The sequence below is a fragment of the Gordonia tangerina genome, assembly GCF_021556435.1.
Taxonomy (GTDB): domain Bacteria; phylum Actinomycetota; class Actinomycetes; order Mycobacteriales; family Mycobacteriaceae; genus Gordonia; species Gordonia tangerina.
The window spans coordinates 254,094-277,867 of sequence record NZ_JAKGCU010000003.1 but is presented as its reverse complement, the minus strand read 5'-3'; the positions used below and the strand labels follow the sequence as shown (position 1 = coordinate 277,867).

Genomic DNA, 23,774 nt, shown 5'->3' with positions numbered 1-23,774 from the left:
TCAGGTGGCGGGTCAGAGAGGCAGGTAGCTCTTGAGTTCGTAGGGGGTGACCAGGCTGCGATAGTTGGCCCATTCGGTCCACTTGTTACGCAAGAAGTAGTCGAAGACGTGCTCCCCAAGCGCCTCGGCGACCAGCTCGGATTTCTCCATCTCGGTCAGCGCGTCGGCGAGGCTGCCGGGAAGTTCCCGGTAGCCCATCGCCCGGCGTTCACCTGGGGTGAGCGCCCACACGTCGTCCTCGGCCTCGTCGGGCAGTTCGTAGCCTTCCTCGATGCCCTTGAGCCCGGCCGCCAGCAGCACGGCGAACGTCAGGTACGGGTTGCAGGCCGAATCCGGGCTGCGGACCTCGATTCGGCGCGAGGATGCCTTGTTCGGCGTGTAGAGCGGTAGCCGGACCAGCGCGGACCGGTTCGCGCCACCCCAGGTGGCCGCCGTCGGCGCCTCCCCGCCGTGAATGAGCCGCTTGTAGGAGTTCACCCACTGGTTGGTGACCGCGGACAGTTCACTGGCGTGGTGCAGGATGCCTGCGATGAACTTCTTTCCGGTCGCCGACAACTGCATCGGGTCGTCGGGGTTGTGGAATGCGTTCGAGTCGCCCTCGAACAGGCTCATGTGGGTGTGCATTGCCGAGCCGGGGTGCTCGCTGAACGGTTTGGGCATGAACGTGGCCCAGACGCCCTCTTCGATCGCGACCTCTTTGATCACGTACCGGAAGGTCATGACGTTGTCGGCCATCGACAGCGCGTCGGCATAGCGCAGGTCGATCTCCTGCTGGCCGGGTGCGCCTTCATGGTGGGAGAACTCCACCGAGATCCCCATCGACTCGAGCGCCTCGATCGCGTGCCGCCGGAAGTTGGGCGCCGCGTCGTGCACGGCCTGATCGAAGTAGCCGCCGGTGTCGGCCGGTGTGGGCACGCTGCCGTCGAGCGGGGCGTCCTTGAGAAGGAAGAACTCGATCTCCGGGTGCACATAACAGCTGAATCCCTGGTCGGCCGCCTTGTTCAGCTGGCGGCGCAGCACATGCCGGGAATCCGCCCAACTCGGCGTGCCATCGGGCATCGCGATGTCACAGAACATCCGGGCCGAGTGGTGGCGGCCCGCCGACGTGGTCCACGGCAGGATCTGGAACGTCGATGGATCCGGCTTGGCAACCGTGTCCGCCTCGGAGACGCGGGAGAACCCCTCGATGGCCGAACCGTCGAACCCGATACCCTCTGCGAAGGCTCCTTCGAGTTCGGCCGGCGCGATCGCCACCGATTTGAGATAGCCGAGTACGTCGGTGAACCACAGCCTGACGAATCGGATATCGCGCTCTTCGAGGGTCCGCAGCACGAATTCCTTTTGGCGATCCATGTCCGGGACATTAGAAGTACGCTGTTAAATCTGTGTTACACGCGCAAGTCAAACCCGACACGCTGGGCTTTTTCAGATGCCGTCTCAACATGTGAGACCTCGTGACGAGTTGATGGGATCAGCCAGATAGCTGTCGACCGCCTCGTCGACGCAGCGGTCACCGACGAAGACCGCTGTGTGGTCGGCGCCGACCACGGTGACCGTCTGCGCCCCGATCCTGTTGGCCACCGACATCGCCGTCCGATACGGCGTCGCCGGGTCCCCGGTCGTCGCCACGACGAGAGGAGTCGGCGCCGTCGCCGGCCAGGCCACGCTCGCCGGATCGGCGCCAGGCTCCGCCGGCGACCGGGCCGGTGGAGGCAGAAGTTCGCAGATACTCACCGGGCCCCGACCGGTGCCACGTCCGTCGTCGAGGAACGGCGCGGCGATCCTTATCCGCCGGTCCAGCTCGCCGGCGTCGGCTCCCGCGTCGAGCGGCGGATCGTCGGCGCAACTGATCGCCAAGAACGCATCCTGCATCGGACCGTAGCGACCATCGTGGCCGCGTCCCTCGTACGCATCTGCCAACTGCACCATCGGAGTGCCGTCGGCGCGCTCGAGCGAGCCGAGCGCGCGACGCAGATCGACCCACCGGGACCGCTGGTACAGCGCGAAGATGGTGCCCGACGCAGCATCCCCGGCGGTCAGTGATCGATCACCGGCGGGTACGGGCCGGGTGACCAACGGCCCCACGAGGCCGCGGTAGACCTCGACCGCGCGATCGGCGCGATCACCCAGCGGACACCCCGCCCGGGCCACGCAATCGGCGGCGAATGCGTCGAACGCAGCCTGGAAGCCGGCCATCTGCTCGACCGTCGCATCGTCGGGGTCCTGCGTGGGATCCACCGCCGCGTCGAGGACCATCGCGTGCAGGCGGTCCGGATACTGCTGCGCGTAGGCGAAACCGAGACGGGTGCCGTAGGAGTGACCGAGAAACGAGATCTCGTTGACGCCGAGCAGTTGGCGGACACGGTCGAGATCGGCTGCCACGAAGTCGGTGCCGACCCGCGTGAGGAAGTGCTCGCCGATCCGATCGGCGCAACGTTGGGCGATGCTGCGCCGATAGGACTCGATGCGTCGCACACCGGTGGCCGACCGGTCACCGAAGTCCATCGCTCGTTCGGCGTCACGCTCGGCATCGGTGCGACACCGCAGCGACGGCCGCGAGGCGCCCACCCCGCGCGCATCGACCGCCACGAGATCGTGGGTGGCGGCGATCGGTTGCGATGCCAGCGCCGCCGCCGCGCCGACAAGATGGCCGACGCCCGACGCCCCCGGGCCGCCCGGGTCGATGACCACCGTGCCGTTGCTCGGGCCCGCAGCAGAGATCCGCGCGACGGCGAGATTGACGGTCCCCCGACCCGTGTCGGTTGGGTCGAGCGGAACCTCGACCCAACCGCACGACACACGCCCGGCGAGCATGCCGGGTACCGCGCCGGCGGCCACTGCGAACTCCGGACCACAGGGCCGCCAGTCGATCTCGGCGTCCGCCGGGTTCACGCGACAGCCACTGACGACCGTCACCAGCACCAGCAGGACGAGCAATCCGGCGCGTCGAGGTAGCGTCCCGGAGCTCGCCATGGCACAGATCGTACGGTCACCGCTCGCCGCAACCATTCGCCGGATGTGAGAAAAACCACAGGTCACCGGCATGTATCGGGGCACTCCCCGGTGCCACAATGGCAGTGTCCAACCCCAACCCGGGTACCTGCACGGCAGGACTCGAGGCAGAAAAGAGACAACGATGTCCGAATCTTCGGTCTATGGCGCCACGGGCCCCGCTGCGGGCGATTCGTCCGCCTCGGCCCCCCGTCGCCGCACCACTCGCGTTCACCATCTCGGCCAGATGAAGGCTGACGGCGAGAAGTGGTCGATGCTGACCTGCTACGACTACTCGACGGCCCGCATTTTCGACGCCGCCGAGATCCCGGTGCTACTCGTCGGTGACTCCGCGGCCAATGTGGTTCTGGGCTACGACACCACGATCCCGGTGACCGTCGATGAACTCATCCCGCTGATCCGCGCCGTGGTTCGCGGCGCGCCGCATGCCCTGGTCGTCGCCGACCTGCCGTTCGGCAGCTATGAGGCCGGCCCGCAGCAGGCGCTGGAGTCCGCGGTGAAGGTGTTCAAGGAGACCGGCGCGCACGCGATCAAGCTCGAAGGTGGTGAGCGGGTGGCCGATCAGATCGCCACGCTGACCGCGGCCGGGATTCCCGTGATGGCGCACATCGGTTTCACTCCGCAGAGCGTGAACGGGCTCGGCGGCTACCGCGTCCAGGGACGGGGCGACGCCGGCGATCAACTCGTCGCCGATGCCATCGCAGTCCAGGAAGCCGGCGCGTTCGCCGTCGTGATGGAGATGGTGCCCGCCGACCTCGCGGGACAGATCACCCGCAAACTCACCATCCCGACCGTCGGGATCGGCGCGGGCAACGAGACCGACGCGCAGGTGCTGGTCTGGCAGGACATGGCTGGCCTGACGCACGGCAAGACGGCGAAATTCGTCAAACGGTTCGCCGACGTAGGGTCGGAGTTGCGCTCTGCGGCAGAGCAGTACGCCGACGAGGTGCGTCGCGGAGCGTTCCCCGCACCCGAGCACAGCTACTGAGGCGCCCCCTCGCGCAGGAACGGGTGAGCCGGTTCTCGACCACGCTCTAGGCTTACCCCATGCGCGATTTCTATCCGCCGATCGAACCGCACGACCACGGCCATCTCGACGTCGGTGACGGTCAGCAGGTCTATTGGGAGGTCTCGGGCCGTGCCGACGGCAAGCCGGTGGTGTTCGTGCACGGTGGCCCGGGTGGCGGCACGTCGCCCGAGCAGCGGCGATTCTTCGATCCGACGCGCTACCGAATCGTCCTGTTCGATCAGCGTGGGTGTGGTCGGTCGCGGCCGCACATCGCCGACGGTGCCGACCTGTCGGTCAACACCACCGGCCACCTCATCGCCGACATGGAACGGCTGCGCGAACATCTGCAGATCGACCGGTGGCAGGTGTTCGGGGGGTCCTGGGGGTCCACGCTCGGTCTCGCCTACGCGCAGGCTCACCCCGATCGCGTCAGTGAACTCGTGCTGCGCGGAATCTTTCTGCTACGCCGCAGTGAGATCGACTGGTACTACAACGGTGGAGCCGCGCACATCTATCCCGACCTGTGGGAGTCCTACCTGGCTCCGATCCCGGCAGCCGAGCGCGACGGCGACCTGGTCGCGGCCTACCACCGGTTGCTCACCTCCACCGACCGGGACCTCGCGCAGGCCGCGGCGACCGCGTGGACAGGCTGGGAGCAGGCCACCAGCTATCTGCTGCCGAAAAAGCCCCAGGACAATTCCGGGATGGCCGCCGGCGACCCGCGATTCGACCTGGCCTTCGCCGCGATCGAGAACCACTACTTCGTCAATCACGGTTTCCTGCGTGAGGGCCAATTGCTCGCCGACATCGACCGCATCGCGCACATTCCCGGGGTCATCGTGCAGGGCCGCTACGACGTCGTCTGCCCCACCCGCAGCGCGTGGGATCTACACCGCGCCTGGCGGTCCGCGACGTTGCACATCGTCGACGACGCCGGTCACGCCTCCTTCGAACCGGGTATCAAGCACCACTTGATCACTGCTACCGACGACTTCGCGAATCGGTCGCGGTGACGATGACCGGTGCACTCTAGACTCGTCAGGACGACGTATGCGCACGCCGGGCCACGCCGAGCCCCGGCCGGTGAACAGGAGGATCTGGGGTGGCCCCATCCGAGCAGATCGAAGTGGAACTGAAGTTCGACGTGGACGCGGGCCACACCGCCCCGGACCTCCGGATTCTGCCAGGTGTCATCGGCGCGTCGGCACCGGAGACCTTTCAGCTCGACGCCACCTATTTCGACACCGAGAACCTCGACCTCGCCGGCAACCGGATCACCATGCGCCGGCGCACCGGCGGACACGACGCCGGCTGGCATCTCAAGCGCCCCACCGGCATCGCCGGTGCCCGACGTGAGCTGCGGATCGGCTTCGGCGACGCGCCCGCCGACGCCGACGTCCCCGCCGAGCTGATCACCCCGGTCATCGCGTTGACCCGTACCCGCAAGCTGATCCCGGTCGCCGCGCTGTCCACCACGCGCACGGTGACCACGCTGATGGGCGCCGACGGTCGGCCCGTTGCCGAATTCGCCGAGGACCTCGTGTCCGCGCAGTCGATGCTGCCCGGCGGCCACTACCAGGAATGGGCAGAGTGGGAGTTCGAACTCCTCGACGGTGGCCGCGACACCCGTCTGCTCAAGGCGGCCGAGAAGTTGCTGCGCAACTCCGGCGGGCGAACCGCATCGTCGGCGTCCAAACTTGCTCGTGCCATCGGTTCGACGCCGACCGTCGTCGAACCGCACCTCGGACGGCGCCCCACCGCGCTGGATCTGGTCGTCACCGACATCGCCATCCATCGCAACTCCCTGGTCGCCTACGACCCGCAGGTGCGCATCGACGCCGAGGACGCCGTCCACCAGATGCGGGTGGCCTGCCGACGACTGCGTAGCATCTTCGCCGGTTTTCCCACTGTGCTCGACCCGGCGCGTACCGCCCATCTGAACGAGGAACTGAAGCTGCTGGCGCGCATTCTCGGCGACGCTCGCGATTCCGAGGTTCAGATCGCCATCGACCAGGGACTGCTGCGCTCGGAAAACGCCTCGGCCGCACTGGTCGCCGAACTCACTGGCACCGAGACCACCATCCACGATCGGGCCATCAATGCCGCGCACTCCGCGATGAATTCGGCCCGCTATTTCGCCTTGCTCGACTCGATCGACGAACTCATCGCCTCCCCGCCGCCGGGCCCCGATGCCGACATCGATGCCGTGACCGCCGTGGACCGGTCCATCGAGAAGAACCGCAAGAGCATCCGCAAGGCGCAGAAAACGCTGGCCGCGATGACCGAACGGTCCCCCGAGTGGGAGGAACAGCTGCACACGATCCGTAAGCGCGCCAAGCGGTTACGGTACAGCACCGATGCCGCGGAGCCGTTGGGTCGCAAGCGCTACAAGGCCGTCGCCAAGGCCGCCAAGCGACTGCAGAGCTCCCTCGGCGACTACAACGACACCCGCATCAACCGTCAGCGTCTCGGCGAACTCGCAGCCACCAACACCCTGTCGGGACCGGACATGTTCGTCCTCGGGCGCATCGACGCCCGGCAGGAGGTCGACGGCGAACGGGCGTTGGCCGACTACCGCAAGGCGGCCAAGGACCTCTGACGTTTGTCGGCGGTACCGATTCGAGGCACCAGCTACTGCCCCGAATCGGGGATGAACTCGAACCGCACCACCCGCGCGGACGGGTCGGCAGCCCGCAGCACCACCGGCAACCGACGCCCCGGTGGCGGGTCACCATCGCACGGAGCGATCACCGGGACCTCGGTGAGAAACACCTGGGCAGGCCGATTCTGCGTGGTCGAGTGCAAGACCACCGCCTCGAACGTCTCCCCCACTCGGTCGGCCAGTACGGTTGCCTCCGCTAAATCGATGCCGGCCCGGTCGGCAGCCGACGCCAGCGAGCCCGCCGACCGCAGCAGAGTCGGCAACGTCGGTAGCGCCCGAGTCACCCAGTTGGGCACCGGCTCGCCGGCTGTGACCGCCAGACACACCTCGGTGGCGAAGCGATCGCCGAGTCGACGCAGCGGCGCGGTCACATGCGCATACACCCCGCCGATTGCGGCATGACTCATCTTCTCCGCAGTCGCATGTCCGGTGTCACCGCCGAGCACGAGATGATCGGCTCCGCGCATCAGGCCCGCCCCGGCCGACATCAACGCAAGTGTCGCGGGTGCATCGCGTGGCAACCCGGCGAGGAACTGGCCGGGCGTCGCTCCGGGCGGCCACGGGACACCGAGGGCTGCGGCGGAGCTCTGCAGAGCCACCACCGCAGCATGATCGGCCGGCGGCAGGGTGCGCAGCAGGCCCACGCCCGCCTCGGCCATGATCCGCCCCGCACACATTCCGGTGAGCAGCGACAGCTGCGAGTTCCACATGTCGGCCGGGCTGTGCGGCGCCAGCCGCAGCATCCACCCACGATCGGTGCGCGTGACCTCTTGGTCGGGCAGGTCGAGTTCGACGGCGCCGCGTTCGAGTGCGACCCGGTGCCGCAGTTCGCCGAAAGCCGGTAGCGCCGCGATCGACGGATGCAGCCGGCCGCGCGTGGCATCGTCGGACACGCCGGCATAGGTCAGTTTGGCGACCGAACGGATCATCGTCCGACGCAGCGACACCTGCGTGACAGCACCCTCCGGGGTGACCCGGATGGTCCACATCACCGCCGGCCGACGCTGGTCGGGTAACAGCGAGCCGGCTCCCTCCGACAGCGCCCGGGGATGCAGTGGCACCGATCGGTCAGGGAAGTAGAACGTGGTGCCCCGCCTGCGGCTCTCCTGATCCAAGGCACCTTCGGGGGCCACGAGCGCAGCAACGTCGGCGATCGCGTAGGAGATGACGAAACCGTCGGCGTCGGCGGCGATGTGCACCGCTTGGTCCAGGTCCATCGACGTCGGCGGATCGATCGTGACGAACGCCAGGTCGGTACGGTCCTCCCGCTCACCCGCATACCGGTCCACCGGGTGTTCGGCCTCGGCCTGTGCGTCGGCACCATAGTCCTCGGTCACGCCGAGTTCGGTACGAACCGCGTCGAAGTCGAGATCGGGGGCCGACAGTACGCGCTGCACGCCCCCGACTGTATGCGAGCAGGTGCCCGACCGGTGGATCCCGGCCGCGGGGCGAACGAGTCGGCGTGTAAGCCGGATCCTGTTCCCGATCACGAGGACCGGGTGGCGACCATCCATCTGGGCACACCGTCGCCGGGTGCCTCGAGCGGCCCACCCGCGGACTCGGGCGAGCAGCCCTCTGCCATCCGCGCACCCGCACACACGGTCTCCCGCGGTGCGAGCTTCGGCCTTGCTCCGGGTGGGGTTTACCGAGCCGGCACGGTCACCCGTGCCGCTGGTGCGCTCTTACCGCACCGTTTCACCCTTACCGCCGCCGATCTCGAAAGATCCGCGGCGGCGGTCTGTTCTCTGTGGCACTGTCCCGCGGGTCACCCCGGGTTGCCGTTGACAACCACCCTGCTCTGTGGAGTCCGGACTTTCCTCGATGTCGGCGTACCCGTTGTCGGGCCGTTCCGCGCACCGCGGCCGCCCGGCCGACTCGTTCGCCCATACAGGATACCGGTGCGCGGCAGCACCTCAGTCGAGGTGGCCCGTGTCGTTGACCAACCGGACCACCGATCCGCCATCGGGAAAGAACTCGGCGATCGACAGTGAGGCGAGGTCGAGGTGCAGGCGGAACAACAGTTCCGGGCCAGAGCCGAGGGCGTCCCGAAGCAGCGACTTGATCGGGGTGACATGCGACACCACCAGCACCGTCTGGCCTGAGTATCGTTGCAGCAGTGAATCTTTGGCTAATCGGACGCGCTCGGCGACCTGGGCGAAGCTCTCGCCGTCAGGCGCGGGAACGCCGGTGTCGGCCAGCCATCGGGAATGCAGTTCGGGGTCGCGTTCGGCGGCCTCGGTGAAGGTCAGCCCCTCCCAGGCACCGAAGTCCGTCTCGATCAGCCCGTCCGAGACCGTCACATCCAGCCCCAGCCGGTCGGCGACCGCACGTGCGGTGGTCTGCGCCCGACTCAGCGGCGACGACACCACCGCGGCGATCTCGGGGTCGGCCCCCAGTCGTGTGGCCGCCGCCGCCGCCTGACGACGTCCGAGCTCGGTGAGTTCGGGGTTGCCTCGCCCGGAGTAGCGGCGCTGCACCGACAGCTCGGTCTGACCGTGCCGCAGCAACAACAGCCGCGTCGGCCGCACCCGCTGCCCCTGCCAGGTGGGTGATCTGTCGCCGGTCGCGGTGGCGTTGGTCATCTACTACAGACCCGACTCTGCGGTCCGCACCAGGACCGCGCCACACTCCTCGCAGCGGATCACGTCGTCGGCAGACGCGCCGGAGATCGATGCGATGGTGCCTCGGTCGAGTTCCATTCGGCAGGCGCCGCACCGGCGTGCGCGCAGCAAGCCGGCGCCGACCCGACCGGACGCACGCTGCCGGTCGTAGATGGCGAGCAACTCGGGAGCGATGTCGGCAATCAAGGCCGTGCGCCGAGCGTCGGCCGCCTCGCGGTCGTCGGTTGCCGCGGCCAGCGCACGGTCGCGCCGCTCACGCACCGTCGCAACCTCGGCGTCGACCTGATCGATGGTTGCCGCGGCGCGTTGCTGTTCGGCGGCGACGGCCTCCTGCTGCTCCATCACACCGAGCATGTCGTCCTCCACCGCCGCGCGACGGCGAGCCAAACCGTTGAGCTCGTGTTGCAGTTCGGAGAGCGCCTTGGGTGCGAGCCCACCGGCGGTCAGCTGCGCGGAGTCCTTGGCCTCGCGCGCTGCCATCCCGTTCGCCTCACCCTCCATTCGGCGGTACTCCCGGGTCAGATCCTCCGCGGAGATCTCGGCGCGAACCAGGTCATCGCGCGCCACCTCGACGCGTTTGGACAGTTCAGCGAGCTCGGCATCCTCCGGGAGTGATGCCCGGCGATGGTCGATGCGAGCGATTTCCGCGTCGACGTCGGCGAGGTCGAGCAGGAGCCGCTGCGCTCCCGGATCCGCCTTCACCGTGCCCACCTCCGTCGTTGGCTGTCGTGCTGTGCAGTCGTCACCAGTGCCTCATCCCTGCGCCGTTCACTGTTCTGTTCTCCCGACGCGGGGCCCGCGGTGGGGCGCCGTGCGACGGTCCCCATACCGTACGCGTCCGCCCATGACGCCGGACGCGGCCGTCAGTAGCTGGTGACGACCGCGAACGGATCGGTCGGTTCACGGTGAACCGAGACCGTGACCTGCAACTCGGCGGCCAACATTCGCGATACCTGACCGCACCACGGGAACTCGGTGGCCCAATGCCCCGCATCGATCAGCGCCGGTCCGCCGCGACGTCGGTTCTCATCGGCCGGATGGTGGCGTAGATCGGCCGTGACGTACACATCCGCACCGGCCGACGCGACCGCCTCGAGCAACGAATCGCCTGCGCCGCCGCAGACCGCGACAGTGCCGACGGCGGTCTGTGACGACCCTGCCACCCGCACTCCGGACGGGGTGTGCAGGCGCGCGGCGACCAGTTCGGCGAAGTCCGCGAGCGTGGTCGGTTCCCGGAGCCGTCCGATCCGGCCCAACCCGGTCGACATCTCGGTGTCGGCGAGCTCGAGGATGTCGAACGCCGGCTCTTCATACGGGTGCGCTCCGCGCAGCGCGGTCAGCACCGCGCGACGCAGTCGGCGCTGGGCAACCATCTCGAGCCGTTCCTCATCGACCCGTGTGCGCGATCCCACCTCGCCGATCGTCGGATCGGCCGATCCCTGCGCCTCGAACTGCCCCGTACCGACCACCGACCAGCAGCAATCCCGGTACTCGCCGATCTCGCCGGCCCCGGCGGCGAACATGGCCTCGCTGACCTGCTCGGCATTGCCTTCGGGCACCATCACCACCCACTTGTCCAGAACAGTCGACGACCGCGGCTCGATGGGGAACGTGTCGACCACGTCGAGTACGTCGGCGAGTGCATCGGAGACTCCGGGGCGGGCGCTGTCGGCGTTGGTGTGCGCGGTGAACAGCGCAATCCCCGACCGGATGAGCCGATGCACGATCCGCCCCTTGTCGGTGTCGGCCGACACCGAATCCACTCCGCGCAGCAACAGCGGATGATGGGCGACGATCAGCTGGGCCCCCATGCCGATCGCGGCCGCCACCACGTCCTCGGTGACGTCGACACAGGTCAGGATCGTGTCGACCGGCTCACCGGGATCGCCGCAGACCAACCCGACCGAATCCCACGGCTCGGCCAGCCCTCGCGGGTAGGCGCGGTCGAGGACCTCGATCACCTCGGCGACGGTTGTGGACATGACGCGATCTCCTCTCGAATGGCCGTGATGGTGTCGACGAGCGTTCGGGTGGTGGCGATGTCCCGCACGGCCAGACGTATGTGGTCGTCGTCGAGGCCGACGAAGTTCGCGGCGCTGCGCACCGCGAAACCCCGATCACGCAGTCGTTGTTTGACCCGCAAGGCCTGTGGCACCCGGATCAGCAGGAATGATGCACGTGGCTGCCCGCAGACCTCGAGGCCCGCCGACGACAGCATCGCGACCATCTCGGCGCGATCCGCGGCGAGCCGGCGCGCCTCACCGTGCGCGTACTCCTGACCGGTGGGTCCGACACAGGCGGTCAGCGCGGTCAGCGCCAAGGTGCCCAGCGGCCACGGTCGTCGGCCGACCGTCAACCGCGCGATCACCTCCGGGGCGGCGAGCAGGTATCCGGCCCGCAGTCCGGCGAGACCGAATGTCTTCGTGACACTGCGGATGACGATGAGGTCTGGGTGCGACCGGTGAGCGACGGACTCCGGTTCCGGAATGCCCGTGGCGGGATCGATCGTGATGTCGGCGAAGGCCTCGTCGACCACCACGAAACGTCCTGGTCGCCGCAGACGTTCGATCGCGGCGGCGGGGTGCAGCACCGAGGTCGGGTTGGTGGGGTTGCCCACCACCACCAGGTCGGCGTCATCGGGCACGGCGTCCGGGTCGAGTTCCCACGGGTCGGTCAACACTACGTCGGTGATGGGGATCCCGGCGGCGCGCAACGCGATCTCCGGTTCGGTGAAGGACGGCTGGACGAGCGCGGCGTGGCGCGACCGCAGTCGCGGCAGGAGCTCGAAGCCCTCGGCCGCACCGGACAGCAAGAGCACCTCATCGGAGGTTCGGCCATGGGCCACGGCAACGGTTTTCACCGCCCGCTGCTCGTCGTCGCCCGACGGGTAGGCGGCCAGATCACCGATCCGGCTGGTCAGGGCTTCTGCGACGAACGGCGGCGGCCCGCCCCGCACGTTGACCGCGAAGTCGACAAGTCCCGGTTCGGCGTCGGCATCGCCGTGACGGTCCCGCGCGAACAGCCCCGATGTCATAAATCCCCAGCCTACGTGCACCATGGAACTGTGACCGACACGCCTGGAACACCCGACCTCGCCGCCCCTCTTGCTGATCCTCGTGATCCCTCGACGGTGCTGCTAGTCGACCTCGACGGGACGATCACCGACAGTTTCGACGGCATCGCCAACAGCTTCCGGCACGCGCTGGCCGCGGTTGGTGCCGACGAGCCCTCGCCCGAGGTCGTGGCTGGTATCGCGGGACCGCCGATGATCGACACGCTCACCGGCCTCGGGCTCGACGGCCCCACCGCCGACGACGCGATGCGTGCATACCGGGAGCGCTACACCGACGTGGGCTGGCTGGAAAACTCGGTGTTCGACGGTATGGGCGACCTGCTCGCCGACCTGCGGTCCGGCGGTCGCACCCTCGCGGTCGCCACGTCGAAGAACGAGAAGACCGCCCGCGCGATCCTCGAACACTTCGGGCTCGCCGAGCACTTCCACGTCATCGCCGGCGCCAGCGATGACGGCAGCCGACGCGCCAAATCCGATGTGATCGCACACGCACTCGCCCAGCTCGGCATCACCGCGGATCCCGGTTCTGCCGTGACCGATTCCCCTGTGGTGATGATCGGTGATCGCGCTCACGATGTGGAAGGTGCCGCCCTGTACGGGATCCCAGCAGTGATCGTCGCATGGGGTTACGCTCTGCATGGGGAGGAGGACTCGGCGGCCTGGTCGGTCGGGTCCATTGCAGATCTGCGCGAGGTACTTGGTGTCTGATCAACTACACGTGTGTTTCGTGTGCACCGGCAACATCTGCCGGTCACCTATGGCACAGAACATCTTTCAGTCGGCACTCGACGACTCGGGCCTGGGCGCGCGGGTCCGGGTGACCAGCTGCGGGACCACCGGGTGGCACACCGGCGAACCGGCCGACAACCGCGCGCGGACCGAGTTGCTGGCACACGGGTACCCGGACGCCCACGTGGCATCCCAGTTGTCCCCCGAACACTTCGACGCGGACCTGCTGGTGGCCATGGACGCCGGACACGTCCGCGAATTGGAACGCAAGCGGTTGGGAGAGCGGGTGCGTCTGCTCCGCAGCTTCGATCCCGATGCGGACCCCGACGACCTGGATCTCAACGATCCCTACTACGGGACCGGCGAGGATTTCGAGGAGACCCGCGAACAGATCGAGGCCGCCATCCCAGGCCTGCTGGCGTGGGTTCATGCGACGCTGGACGGCAACTGAGCCGACCGTCACCCCGGCGACACGAGATTGTGCACGAAACGGATCTTGTCCAACACGCGGTCGGGCAGCAGATACGGATACAGATCGGGATGTCCCATCGAGCGGTTGATCTGATTCAGGGCCCAGCTCAGCGGTAACCAGCACTCCACCAGCTGTTCGAATCCCATGTCGCCGGGCATCACGCTCTCCGGCATCGAGCCGTCGGGGGCCACCGCGAACGATGCCGCGGTGTCGAGGGTGTCCCGGATGTGCAGGTAGTGCGCGAACGTCTCGGCGAAGTCCTCGGCCGGATGGGTGGCGGCTGCGGCCGACACGTAGTGCTGTTCCCATCCCGGCGGCGCTGACGGCGGCCGGCGCCGACCCGGCAGAGCCTGATGGTTCTCGTCCGGGTCCCCGAACAGCTCCACGAACCGCGCGCGTGCCGCGGCGTCGGTCAGGACCAGCTGGTAATAGTGGCCGACGTCGTGAGGAAGATGCCCCAGCACGGCGCGGTACGGCTCCGACAACTCCACCTCATCTGGTCGCGGTGCACGTCGTCACCTTCGCCCGGTCGCGTTCGAGTGAATTGCGACAACGCTACCGCGGGCCGCCCCCACCGAGCGTCACGCCGGGCCGAGTCGATTTTGTCCGCTCGGTACCGTTGTGGTGTGCATGTGTTGCGGACGTTCCTACGCCCGGGGTGGCTGGCCCTGGGTGTGGTGGTCGTGGCGTTCGCCGCGATGTGCTTCACCCTGCTCGCACCATGGCAGCTGGGCAAGAATTCTGACACCGAACATCGCAACGACCTGATCACGTCCGCCATGTCGCAGTCGGCAGTGCCGATCGACGAGGTCGCACCGGCCGGGGCCGGGTTCGACCCCTCGACCGAATGGCGTGAGGTCACATTGCGTGGGCGCTATCTGACCGATCGCGAGGTCCTGGTACGCCTGCGGTCGGTGGACGAACGGCCGGCCGTCGAGGTACTCACCCCGTTCGCCACCGACGACGGTTCCCGCGTGGTCCTCGTCGACCGCGGGTACGTCCGCCCCGAGCAGGGCGCGTTGCCGTCGATTCCCGCCGCGCCCTCCGAGTCGACCACGATCGACGCGCGAATCCGGAAGGGTGAGGGCACATCTCCGGGCCGCGGCGCCCATACCGAAGCGGGACGAGCGGCCGTCTACACCATCGACCCGGCCGAAGTCGGCCGCGCGGTCGATACGTCGCTGGACCCGTTCTATCTGCAACTGTCGCCCGACCAGCCCGGTTCCCTGGGCGAGATCTCGCTTCCCCAACTGGATTCGGGCCCCTACCTCTCGTACGGCCTCCAGTGGCTGGCGTTCGGGATCATGGCGCCGCTGGGCGCCGGATACTTCATCTATTCCGAGATCCGGCAGCGACGTCGGGCAGCACGGATGGCATCCGAGACCGAGTCCGGCATCGCGGTCGGCTCACCCGACCCGACCGCGGACCCGTCCGCTGCGGCCCGCAGCCGCCGAGAGCGCGTCCGCGCTGATCTGCGTGAGGCGGGCACCGCATCGGGTGCCCGGCAGCGTCATCAGATCGGCAACGCTCCGGAATCGGAAACAGCGGACGCTGACGTGCGCGCCAAGCTCAGTCGCCGCTACGGCGATTGACCAGAATCGCGATCATCGCCGAGGTCAGCGCGGCCCCCACCTGAACCCGGCGCGACAGGTGTACCGCGGCCCGCAGGTCGGTCGTCGTCGGCGCCGCCCCGGTCCCCAACAGCGGGCGGTTCTCGACGCCATGTCGATACTCGGTGCGCCCGCCGAGTCGGACGCCGATGGCCCCGGCGAAGGCGGACTCGACGACCCCGGCATTCGGGCTCGGATGGCGACCGGCATCGCGACGCCAGGTGGCGACGGTCCGCGTCGGCGCACCGCCGAGCGCCACCACCAGCAGGCCGGACAGCCGGGCGGGCACCAGGTTCGCCAGGTCGTCGAGGCGCGCGGACGCCCATCCGAATCGCTGGTAACGAGGATTGCGATAGCCGACCATCGCGTCGAGGGTGTTGGCGGTGCGGTATGCGAGCAGGCCGGGCACGCCGGCCACCGCGCCCCACAACAGTGGCGCCACTGCGGCGTCGGAGGTGTTCTCGGCGATCGATTCCACTGCAGCGCGGATCATTCCGGCCTCGTCCAGAGCGTCCGGGTCGCGACCGCACAGGCTGGGGACCAAGCGCCGTGCCGCGTCCAGGTCGCCCGCGTCGAGGGCGTCGGCCATCGCCACACCCACCCTGCACAACGTCGTCCCGCCGAGCACCGCCCAGGTGGTTGTGGCGGTGACCAGAACCGTGCCCCTTGCACCCGCCCGTCTCGTCGCGAGCGCGCCGATGCCCCACGCCGCCGCCACACTCAGCCCGGTCAGCCCGGCACCCCGGGCGTGCGAATCCCCGTACAGCTGTTGCTCGAGTACCGCGATCGCGCGGCCGATGCCGGCCACTGGATGCCAGCGCGGCGGATCGCCCAGCAACCGATCGGCGAGGGCGCCGAGCACGAGGCCGCTCGCGATGCCACGCCCCGATCGGGCACGGCGGATGGGCGCAGGTGGGAGCGATGGATGCGGCACGTCGGCGATCGTATCCGCGCTCGATCCTGCGACCGTCGGCGGCGGCATAGACTCACCGCAATGCCCAGATCCCAGGCCGAGCCCGTCGCCGGCACCTATTCGATCGACACCGGCGTGGCCGAGTTGATGCCGGACACCATTGCCGGTGGGTGGCTGCTCACTGTCAACGGGTCGCAGAGTTCCCACATCCACCCCGACCCCGCGGTCCTCGACTTCGAGTACATGCGGCAGATGAGCGCGGTGATGGCGGAGAGGTTTCCGTTCGACAGCCCGCTGCGCGTTCTGCACCTGGGTGCGGCGGCCTGTGCGTTGCCACGGTTCATCGCCGGCCGATACCCGGCCTCGAAGCAGGTGGCAGTGGAGATCGACGGTGAGCTCGCCCGCCTGGCCCGCGAGTGGTTCGATCTGCCCCGCGCCCCCCGGTTACGCATCAGGGTCGGCGATGCCCGCGAGGTGATGACGTCGCTGACCGCGAACACTCGCGACGTGATCGTGCGGGATGCATTCGCCGGCGCCCGCACTCCACGCCACCTGACCAGCCGGGAGTTCCTCGAGCAGGCCCACCGTGTGTTGGCCCCCGGCGGAATGTACCTCGCCAATTGTGGCGACAACCGGGATCTGGCGCTGGCCCGCGCGGAAGTGTCCACCGCCACGACCGTGTTCCGGCACGTCGCGTTGATCGCCGATGCGGCGATGTTCAAGGGCCGACGCACCGGCAACATCGTCCTCGCGGCCGCCGATCAGCCGATCTCCGCGACCCCGGAACTCGTCCGAACGCTGCTGAGTGATCCACAACCCGCCCAGATCCTCGACGGCCCACGCGCCCGCGAGTTCGGTTCCGGCGCGATCATCACCGACGCCCCCACCGCTGGTTGACGAAACCGGCCAGCACCCCACCCAACTCATCCGTTCAGACGACACCGGGTTCTCGACAGTGAACCTTCGGATTCCGAACTCGAAACCTGCCTCGCACACACGTTCGCATACGACGCGCTCCCGAGCGTCAGATCACGTAGTTGAGGGCGCCGACTATGGCTCGACCGATCTCGTCGTCCCCGGCGATCGCGACCCGGCTCGGGTCCGCACTTGTCCGTCCGCCGGCCAACCGGGCGAGGTCGATCGAATCGACGGTCAGCGTGACGTCGGCGGAGTCGTCGCCGTCCGGGAACTGATCGACCTTGGCAGCCCGGTCATCGACGTAGATCCGGATGCGCCGGGCCGCGAGGCCCTCGAGCACGAACAGCACGCAGCTGCCCTTGGGAGTCGCGGCTCGCTTCCCGACCACGAACGGCAGCGACGCGGCGATCTCGTCGAGTGCCACACCGGCCGGCCCCTCGTCCGAGGGGGCCGACCCACCGGTGCTGTCGCGTAGGTCGATCTCGTGCATCCAGCAGTCGAAGACCCTGATGCGCATGAATCGCCCATACGTGTCCTGGCCGGCGGGGGTGAGCGCGTCGGAGTCGAACTGCTCTTGTGTCATCGCACGCAGATGTTCGGTGCGGACACCGACGATCTCCCGGAACGCCTCCATCACATCCGCACGCGGCGATTCCCGATAGTGGTCGAGCCATCGTTCGTTGAGTTCACCGATGGGATTGCGGACATGCTCGAGTGCACTGACGTCGCGGGCGGCGGTTACGTCGCGCCCCTCGAGGATGCTCTCGGTTCCGATCACGTGCGCCACGATGTCGGCGATCGACCAGCCCGGCAGTATCGAGTCCGCCGACCATTGTTCGTCGCTCAGCGCAGACACCACATCGTCCAACGTCTGCCACTGCGCGATGAGCGCGTCGACGATGGGCTCCGCGGGCAACACGGTCTTGGCCATGTGTGGCCTCCTTGGTCATCGAAGGGTCTGTCATCGAAGGGTCTGTCATCGAAAGGTCTGTCATCGAACCGGTTCCAGGCAACTCGAGGGCGCCGCGACCAGCGAACAGACCTCGGCGCTGCGGGTCGGCCGGTACTCGGCCGGAACCCCGTTGGCGGCCGTGATCCGCCGGTAGGCCTCGACCGCATCCGTCGGCCGGCGGGTCAGTGTCGGGTCGGTCCCCACGTCCACCGTGTAGAGCCCGAACCTCGGTGTGTAGCTTCCCCACTCGTAGTTGTCGGTGAGACTCCAGTAGTTGTACCCGATGACGTCGACGCCGTCGCCGCGGGCCCGTTGCAGCCAGTAGACGAGATCGCGCAGATGGTCCCCACGCCGATACCCGTCCGGCCGGTCGGCGCCGTCGCGTGTGGGCATACCCGACTCCACCACATACAGCGGGATGCCCGGGAAGCGCCGGGCATAGTCACGCAGCGCGTAGTAGAGACCGTCGGCCGCAACGGGGGCCAGCCACTGTTCCTCGGTCGCCGCACGCCAAGCATTCGTGTCACCCGGCGACACCGAGTAGTAATAGTCGATCCCGATGAAGTCGAGGGCGCCGCGGAGCCGATCGAGGTAAGCGATGTCGAGAGCCGGCTCCACCGTGGGAATGTAGGCGACATTCGACGACACCATGGCGTTCGGGTCTCGGCGGTGGATGTAGCGGTAGATCGCCCGATGCACGTCGACGAGACCGTCGACCATCGTCGGGACGGCTGCCGGCGTGATCCCCCCGATGCGCAGCTCGTTGGTCACGTAGGTGAACGGTTCGTTGATGGTGATCCAGTAGGGGTGGAACCGGTCGTAGCGGTTCACCACGCGCCGCGCGTTGCGCAGCCAGTCCTCGCGTGTGGCCGGGTCGGCCCACCCACCTCGGTCGGCGATCCAGCCGGGATACACCCAGTGGTCCAGCGTGATCATCGGGCGCATGCCGGCGGCGACGATCGCGGCGACCACATCGTCGTAGTAGGCCAGCTCGTCGTGGTCGATCACGCCCGGCCGCGGCTCGATGCGCGCCCATCCCACTCCGATGCGGTAGACGCCGACACCCAGCCGGGCGGCACGTGCGATGTCCTCGCGGTAGCGGTGCCGGAAGTCCACCGATGTCCCGACCCGGTCGTGCGTGCGGCCCGAGTGGGTGTGGCGCCGCCAGTTGCTGTCGGGCGACGACCCTTCGCTCTGGAAACCGCTCGATGACACGCCCCACGCGAACGTGCTCGGTAGACGCGCCGGCGCTGCACCGGCGGGCGGTGCGATTGTCCCGAGGAGAAGTATCACGGCGACAACGACGATGGCCGACAACACTGTGGTCGAGCGCGCGGCGGGTGGAGCGGCATGGGACGCTTTGCCTCGGAGCACCAGCCAAGGATTCCAGATGCGGCGCGCGTGGGAGGAGGAAACCGCAGTCCGGCCAACACCACCCGATGCCACCGAACCGCGCCGTACTCTGTGGCGATGTCCGGCTCCCGACGTCGCATCCGGCGGCGCCTCTCCGTCGTCTGGTTAGGTCTCATCCTCGCCTCGGGACTGGGTGCGAGCCTCGCCCCCGCAGTGACCGCAACGCCCCTACCGCCGTTCGACGCTCCTGCGCCGCACGGCCACCACGCAGCCGTCCACCCGGTGTCCGGATGCGCCGGGAACTCTGTGCGACCGGGGTCGAGCATGGTGCGGTCGGTGTCGGTGGGTGGTGTGACGCGCCGATTTCGTGTGCACGTTCCCGCGTTCTATCCCGGCACGGTGCCGGTGCCGCTGATCCTCGCCTACCACGGGCGGGCCGAACGCGCCGCTGCCTTCGAGCGCTACACCGGCCTCTCGGGTCTGCCCGCGGTGGTGGTGTATCCGGTCGCCGCTCCCGGCCGGGGTGGCGCGTCGGCGTGGCAGGGCGCACCCTATTCGTCGCCGCGGGCCGATGATGTCGGATTCACCCGCGCCATGCTGCGCGACCTGCGGTCACGGTTCTGCGTGGATCGCGGTCGCACGTATGCGATCGGCCGGTCCAACGGCGGTGGGCTCGTGGCGATGCTGGCCTGTCGGCTTCCCGCGGACTTCGCCGGCTTCGCGACCGTCGGGGCGGCGGTATATCAGCAGGCCGTGGCCGGGTGCGCCCATGGCCCGGCCATCTCGCTGATCGACTTCCACGGCACCGCCGACCGCACGATCGCCTATCGAGGCGGTACGAAACTCGGTGCTTCCTACCTCTCGACCTCGAGTTGGCTACGACGGTGGACCCAGCGCGCAGGCTGCGTGGACGCACCGCTGGTGGTGCCGATGAACCGCGCCGTCGACCGGATCTCGTGGCCGCTGTGTGCACGTCCGGAGGCCGCGGTGGTGCACTACCGACTGGGTGGCGGAACCCATCGCTGGCCGGCGCCGATCCCCGGCCACAGCACCGGCAGCGTCGGCGACACGGTGTCGGCCACCGAGCTGATCTGGCAGTTCTTCCTCACCCATCCGCGCTTGGGTTCGTCGTGATCTCGCAGTCATGTGCCTGGCGTCCCGCGCGGGAACACTAGCCTGAAGTGATGAGCACCGACGTCCCGACCATCGAGTTGTCCACTGGCACGCTGATCCCTCAGCTCGGCCTCGGCGTGTGGCAGGCCGATGACGCCGACACCGAGCACGCGGTCGGCTACGCCATCGGCGAGGCCGGGTACCGGCACATCGACACCGCGGCCGCCTACGGCAACGAGGCCGCAGTCGGACGGGGCATCGCCGGCTCCGGCGTCGACCGATCGGATGTGTTCGTCACGACGAAGCTCTGGAACGCCGACCACGGCCGCGACCGGACACACGCGGCGCTCGACGCCAGCTTGGCGCGTCTCGGACTCGACCACGTCGATCTGTATCTGATCCACTGGCCACTGCAGAACCGCGAACGGATGATCGAGACCTGGGGCGCGATGGCCGAGCTCCGCGATACCGGTAAGGCGCTGTCGATCGGTGTGTCGAATTTCGAACCCCATCACCTCGACGCCATCATCGACGCGACCGGTGTGGTGCCCGCCGTCAACCAGATCGAGTTGCATCCGCGGTTGGCCCAGCGCGAACTGCGCGACTACTGCAAATCACGCGGCATCGCCGTCGAGGCGTGGAGCCCGTTGGGCGGCAGCGGCGCCGGCTGGGGTACCGACTCGTCGCCCAACACCCTGCTGACCGACCCGACCCTGACCCGCATCGGCGAACGGTACGGCCGATCGGCGGCCCAGGTGATGATCCGCTGGCATCTGCAGAACGGCGTGATCGCGATCCCCAAGTCTGTGCACGACAAGCGCATCGCGCAGAACATCGACGTCCTCGACTTCGAGTTGGGCGCCGACGACCTGGCCGCTATCGCCGAACTGGACACGGGCACCCGCGTGGGGGCCCATCCGGACGAACTGAATCTCGGGGCGCGCGAGTAGCCGCCGGGGAGTCAACCGCGGTTCTGCAGGCGGACCGACAACGCCTGCGCCTGATCGAGGAGCAACTCGCCCATCATCGCTCGGCGGTCACGGCCGAACCTCGTCTGCACGCCGGTCACACTCAACGCCCAGGCGGGCCGTCCGGCCCGATCGAACACCGCGGCCCCCAGTCCCCAGCTCCCCTCCACCAGCAGCGCCGGGTTGGTGGCATACCCGTCGCGACGGGTGCGGGCGATCCGCCTGCGCACTTCGTTCTCGGAATGCTCGTCCCCCCAGTAAGATTCGAGTGCGCTGCGGGAGAAGTACTCGTTCACCTCCCGATCCGGTAGGTGACTCAGGATGGCCAGGCCCGCGGTGGCCACGCCGAGCGGAAACCGGATGCCCACATACAGCACATGTGAGCGCAGTGGGAAGCTGCCCTCGCGGCTCAGCACACACACTGTCTCGTCACCGCGCCGAGCCGAGAGAAACGCACTCTCACCGGTGTCGCGGGCCAGACGCTCCACGATGTCGGACGCCGCCGCGGTGATGTCATAGCGCTGCGCGGCGCCCGCACCCAGCAGGTACAGCTCGGGGCCCAGCGACCACATCCCGCTGGTCCTGTCCCGATCGACCATCCCCTGCTGGGCGAGCGCAGTCAGCAGACGATGCGCGGTGGGCCGGGCCAGATCGGTGGCGCGCGCCAGCTCGGAGGTGGTGGCACCACCCGTTTCGGTGGCGGCCACAGCACGCAACAACGCCGCGGCGCGGTCGATCACCTGGTTACCGGATGCACTGGACATGGGCTCGACAATAGCGTTCATATAATGAACGCGTTACGTCCACCAAGATCATCTGTCGAGCAATAGGCGCGATATCTGGACGAAAGATTGCGGCATGAAGTGCAGATGAGCAGACTCACCACCCAGTAACTTTCGCGTTCATTGAACGAACGCAAGCGCGGTGGAGGTGTCATGGCAACACAGGTGAGCACTACGGTGGGCGAGGCGATCGCCGACATCGTCAGCGGCAGCACGCTCGCTGTCGGGGGCTTCGGGCTGTGTGGGATACCCGACAAGCTCATCGAGGCAGTCGCCGAATCCGGCGCCACCGACCTCGAGGTCTATTCAAACAACTGCGGGGTGGACGACCACGGGCTGGGCATCCTGTTGTCATTGGGCCGAATCCGCCGCGTCACTGCGTCCTACGTCGGCGAGAACAAGGAGTTCGCGCGTCAGTACCTGGCCGGCGAACTCGAGGTCGAGCTCACCCCGCAAGGCACTCTCGCCGAACGACTGCGCGCCGGCGGCAACGGAGTTCCGGCTTTCTACACACCGGCTGGGGTGGGGACGCCCATCGCCGACGGCGGCATGCCGTGGCGCTACGCCACCGACGGCACGATCGCCGTCGCGTCACCGCCGAAGGAGACGCGGGTGTTCGGCGGCAAACGGTATGTACTCGAAGCGGGCATCCACGCCGACTTCGCGCTCGTGCATGCGCGTGTCGGCGACACCCACGGCAATCTCGTGTTCGACAAGACCGCGATGAATTTCAATCCCCTCGCAGCGATGGCCGGCCGCATCACCATCGCGCAGGTCGAGGAGCTCGTCGAGCCGGGCACGATCGACCCCGCCGACGTGCATCTGCCGGGGGTGTTCGTGCAGCGGATCGTGCACACCGGACCTCAGGACAAGCGCATCGAGAAACGCACGATCAGCACCACCGAAGGAGCCGCCTGATGACCACCACCGTGACCGGCTGGACTCGGCGGCAGATGGCCGCACGCGCCGCCGCCGAGATGATCGACGGCGAGTACGTCAACCTCGGCATCGGGCTGCCCACACTGATCCCGGATCACCTCCCCGCCGACATCCACGTGACGCTGCACTCCGAGAACGGCATCCTGGGCACCGGCGGGTACCCGACCGAGGACGCCGTCGACGCCGACCTCATCAACGCCGGCAAGGAGACCGTCACCGTCAGATCCGGTGCGGCATTCTTCGATTCGGCGATCTCGTTCGGGATGATCCGCGGCGGCCACATCGACACCGCGGTGCTGGGTGGGATGCAGGTCTCGCGCACCGGCGACCTGGCGAACTGGATGGTGCCCGGCAAGATGGTCAAGGGCATGGGCGGCGCGATGGACCTCGTTCACGGCGCGGCTCGGGTCATCGTGCTCATGGAACACACGACCCGCAACGGTGACCCCAAGATCCTCGATACCTGCACGCTGCCCCTCACCGGCGCGGGTGTCGTCAACAGGATCATCACCGATCTCGCGGTGATCGACGTGATGGGCGACGGCACGCTGCTGCTCACCGAAGTCGCTGCCGGCGTGAGCGTCGATGATGTGGTCGCACGCACGGGCGCCGAGCTCACCGTCGACGTGGGTTGAGAGTCACCGGCCA

Annotated in this window: 22 protein-coding genes, 1 other RNA gene and 1 pseudogene; 11 read left to right on the top strand and 13 right to left on the bottom strand. The window is 68.2% G+C overall.

What is annotated here, in order from left to right:
- Window positions 1-12 precede the first annotated feature (12 nt).
- Window positions 13-1,353, bottom strand: coding sequence for a type I glutamate--ammonia ligase (gene glnA, locus L1892_RS06510; protein WP_235722742.1), 1,341 nt, complete (start codon window positions 1,351-1,353; stop codon window positions 13-15).
- A gap of 84 nt (window positions 1,354-1,437) precedes the next feature.
- Complete coding sequence (locus L1892_RS06505; protein ID WP_235722741.1) at window positions 1,438-2,973, bottom strand: alpha/beta fold hydrolase; 1,536 nt, start codon at window positions 2,971-2,973, stop codon at window positions 1,438-1,440.
- A 163-nt stretch (window positions 2,974-3,136) separates the two neighbouring features.
- Here L1892_RS06505 and panB point away from each other — a divergent pair, with 163 nt between their 5' ends.
- From panB to L1892_RS06490, 3 genes are all read left to right on the top strand, one after another.
- Entirely contained in the window at window positions 3,137-4,000 is an 864-nt protein-coding gene (gene panB, locus L1892_RS06500) for a 3-methyl-2-oxobutanoate hydroxymethyltransferase (RefSeq protein WP_235722740.1), read from the top strand.
- 59 nt (window positions 4,001-4,059) lie between these two features.
- On the top strand, window positions 4,060-5,034 hold the full coding sequence (gene pip / locus L1892_RS06495) for a prolyl aminopeptidase (RefSeq protein WP_235722739.1): 975 nt from the start codon (window positions 4,060-4,062) through the stop codon (window positions 5,032-5,034).
- Between the two features lie 89 nt (window positions 5,035-5,123).
- Window positions 5,124-6,620: a CYTH and CHAD domain-containing protein gene (locus L1892_RS06490; RefSeq protein ID WP_235722738.1), complete on the top strand. Its 1,497-nt coding sequence runs from the start codon at window positions 5,124-5,126 to the stop codon at window positions 6,618-6,620.
- Between the two features lie 32 nt (window positions 6,621-6,652).
- On the opposite strand, the gene L1892_RS06485 is transcribed toward L1892_RS06490, so the two are convergent.
- From L1892_RS06485 to cobC, 6 genes are all read right to left on the bottom strand, one after another.
- Window positions 6,653-8,080, bottom strand: a complete 1,428-nt coding sequence (locus L1892_RS06485; protein WP_235722737.1) for an RNB domain-containing ribonuclease — start codon at window positions 8,078-8,080, stop codon at window positions 6,653-6,655.
- A gap of 52 nt (window positions 8,081-8,132) precedes the next feature.
- An RNA gene (gene rnpB / locus L1892_RS06480) (RNase P RNA component class A) lies at window positions 8,133-8,561 on the bottom strand.
- Between the two features lie 35 nt (window positions 8,562-8,596).
- Window positions 8,597-9,265: a bifunctional RNase H/acid phosphatase gene (locus tag L1892_RS06475; protein WP_235722736.1), complete on the bottom strand. Its 669-nt coding sequence runs from the start codon at window positions 9,263-9,265 to the stop codon at window positions 8,597-8,599.
- Window positions 9,266-9,268: 3 nt separating this feature from the next.
- Entirely contained in the window at window positions 9,269-10,006 is a 738-nt protein-coding gene (locus L1892_RS06470; protein ID WP_235722733.1) for a zinc ribbon domain-containing protein, read from the bottom strand.
- A 161-nt stretch (window positions 10,007-10,167) separates the two neighbouring features.
- Window positions 10,168-11,286 carry a Nif3-like dinuclear metal center hexameric protein gene (locus L1892_RS06465; RefSeq protein ID WP_235722732.1) on the bottom strand — a complete coding sequence of 373 codons (1,119 nt, stop codon included), beginning with the start codon at window positions 11,284-11,286 and terminating at the stop codon, window positions 10,168-10,170.
- A complete protein-coding gene (gene cobC / locus L1892_RS06460; protein WP_235722731.1) occupies window positions 11,262-12,338 on the bottom strand; it encodes an Rv2231c family histidinol phosphate aminotransferase CobC in 1,077 nt (358 codons plus the stop codon). The genes L1892_RS06465 and cobC overlap by 25 nt, the downstream gene beginning before the upstream one ends.
- Before the next feature lie 30 nt (window positions 12,339-12,368).
- Between cobC and L1892_RS06455 the strand changes: the two genes are divergently transcribed.
- Both L1892_RS06455 and L1892_RS06450 read left to right on the top strand, forming a co-directional pair.
- Window positions 12,369-13,085, top strand: coding sequence for an HAD hydrolase-like protein (locus tag L1892_RS06455; RefSeq protein ID WP_235722729.1), 717 nt, complete (start codon window positions 12,369-12,371; stop codon window positions 13,083-13,085).
- Window positions 13,078-13,557, top strand: a complete 480-nt coding sequence (locus tag L1892_RS06450; RefSeq protein ID WP_235722728.1) for a low molecular weight protein-tyrosine-phosphatase — start codon at window positions 13,078-13,080, stop codon at window positions 13,555-13,557. The genes L1892_RS06455 and L1892_RS06450 overlap by 8 nt, the downstream gene beginning before the upstream one ends.
- An 8-nt stretch (window positions 13,558-13,565) precedes the next feature.
- Here L1892_RS06450 and L1892_RS06445 read toward each other — a convergent pair.
- Window positions 13,566-14,101 (bottom strand): annotated as a pseudogene (locus tag L1892_RS06445) (putative zinc-binding metallopeptidase); the annotation flags it as partial.
- A 103-nt stretch (window positions 14,102-14,204) separates the two neighbouring features.
- Here L1892_RS06445 and L1892_RS06440 point away from each other — a divergent pair.
- Complete coding sequence (locus L1892_RS06440; RefSeq protein ID WP_235722727.1) at window positions 14,205-15,170, top strand: SURF1 family cytochrome oxidase biogenesis protein; 966 nt, start codon at window positions 14,205-14,207, stop codon at window positions 15,168-15,170.
- On the opposite strand, the gene L1892_RS06435 is transcribed toward L1892_RS06440, so the two are convergent.
- Entirely contained in the window at window positions 15,148-16,122 is a 975-nt protein-coding gene (locus tag L1892_RS06435) for a cobalamin biosynthesis protein (RefSeq protein WP_266060911.1), read from the bottom strand. The genes L1892_RS06440 and L1892_RS06435 overlap by 23 nt on opposite strands.
- A 60-nt stretch (window positions 16,123-16,182) precedes the next feature.
- Between L1892_RS06435 and L1892_RS06430 the strand changes: the two genes are divergently transcribed.
- Window positions 16,183-16,998 (top strand): spermidine synthase, encoded by an 816-nt coding sequence (locus tag L1892_RS06430; RefSeq protein ID WP_235722725.1) that lies wholly within the window; start codon window positions 16,183-16,185, stop codon window positions 16,996-16,998.
- 127 nt (window positions 16,999-17,125) lie between these two features.
- Here L1892_RS06430 and L1892_RS06425 read toward each other — a convergent pair whose 3' ends face one another.
- Both L1892_RS06425 and L1892_RS06420 read right to left on the bottom strand, forming a co-directional pair.
- Entirely contained in the window at window positions 17,126-17,950 is an 825-nt protein-coding gene (locus tag L1892_RS06425) for a maleylpyruvate isomerase family mycothiol-dependent enzyme (RefSeq protein WP_235722724.1), read from the bottom strand.
- 60 nt (window positions 17,951-18,010) lie between these two features.
- A complete protein-coding gene (locus tag L1892_RS06420) occupies window positions 18,011-19,345 on the bottom strand; it encodes a family 1 glycosylhydrolase (protein ID WP_372474974.1) in 1,335 nt (444 codons plus the stop codon).
- 96 nt (window positions 19,346-19,441) lie between these two features.
- On the opposite strand from L1892_RS06420, the gene L1892_RS06415 reads away from it, so the two are divergent.
- Complete coding sequence (locus tag L1892_RS06415; protein ID WP_235722723.1) at window positions 19,442-20,458, top strand: CE1 family esterase; 1,017 nt, start codon at window positions 19,442-19,444, stop codon at window positions 20,456-20,458.
- A gap of 50 nt (window positions 20,459-20,508) precedes the next feature.
- Window positions 20,509-21,387, top strand: a complete 879-nt coding sequence (locus tag L1892_RS06410; protein ID WP_235722722.1) for an aldo/keto reductase — start codon at window positions 20,509-20,511, stop codon at window positions 21,385-21,387.
- 11 nt (window positions 21,388-21,398) lie between these two features.
- Here the strand turns inward: L1892_RS06410 and L1892_RS06405 are convergent, their stop codons facing one another.
- Window positions 21,399-22,169 (bottom strand): IclR family transcriptional regulator, encoded by a 771-nt coding sequence (locus L1892_RS06405; protein ID WP_235722720.1) that lies wholly within the window; start codon window positions 22,167-22,169, stop codon window positions 21,399-21,401.
- Between the two features lie 171 nt (window positions 22,170-22,340).
- Between L1892_RS06405 and L1892_RS06400 the strand changes: the two genes are divergently transcribed.
- Together L1892_RS06400 and L1892_RS06395 are read left to right on the top strand one after the other, a co-directional pair.
- Entirely contained in the window at window positions 22,341-23,105 is a 765-nt protein-coding gene (locus L1892_RS06400; protein ID WP_235722719.1) for a CoA transferase subunit A, read from the top strand.
- Window positions 23,105-23,761, top strand: a complete 657-nt coding sequence (locus L1892_RS06395; protein ID WP_235722718.1) for a 3-oxoacid CoA-transferase subunit B — start codon at window positions 23,105-23,107, stop codon at window positions 23,759-23,761. Before L1892_RS06400 ends, L1892_RS06395 begins: the two co-directional genes overlap by 1 nt.
- Window positions 23,762-23,774 lie beyond the last annotated feature (13 nt).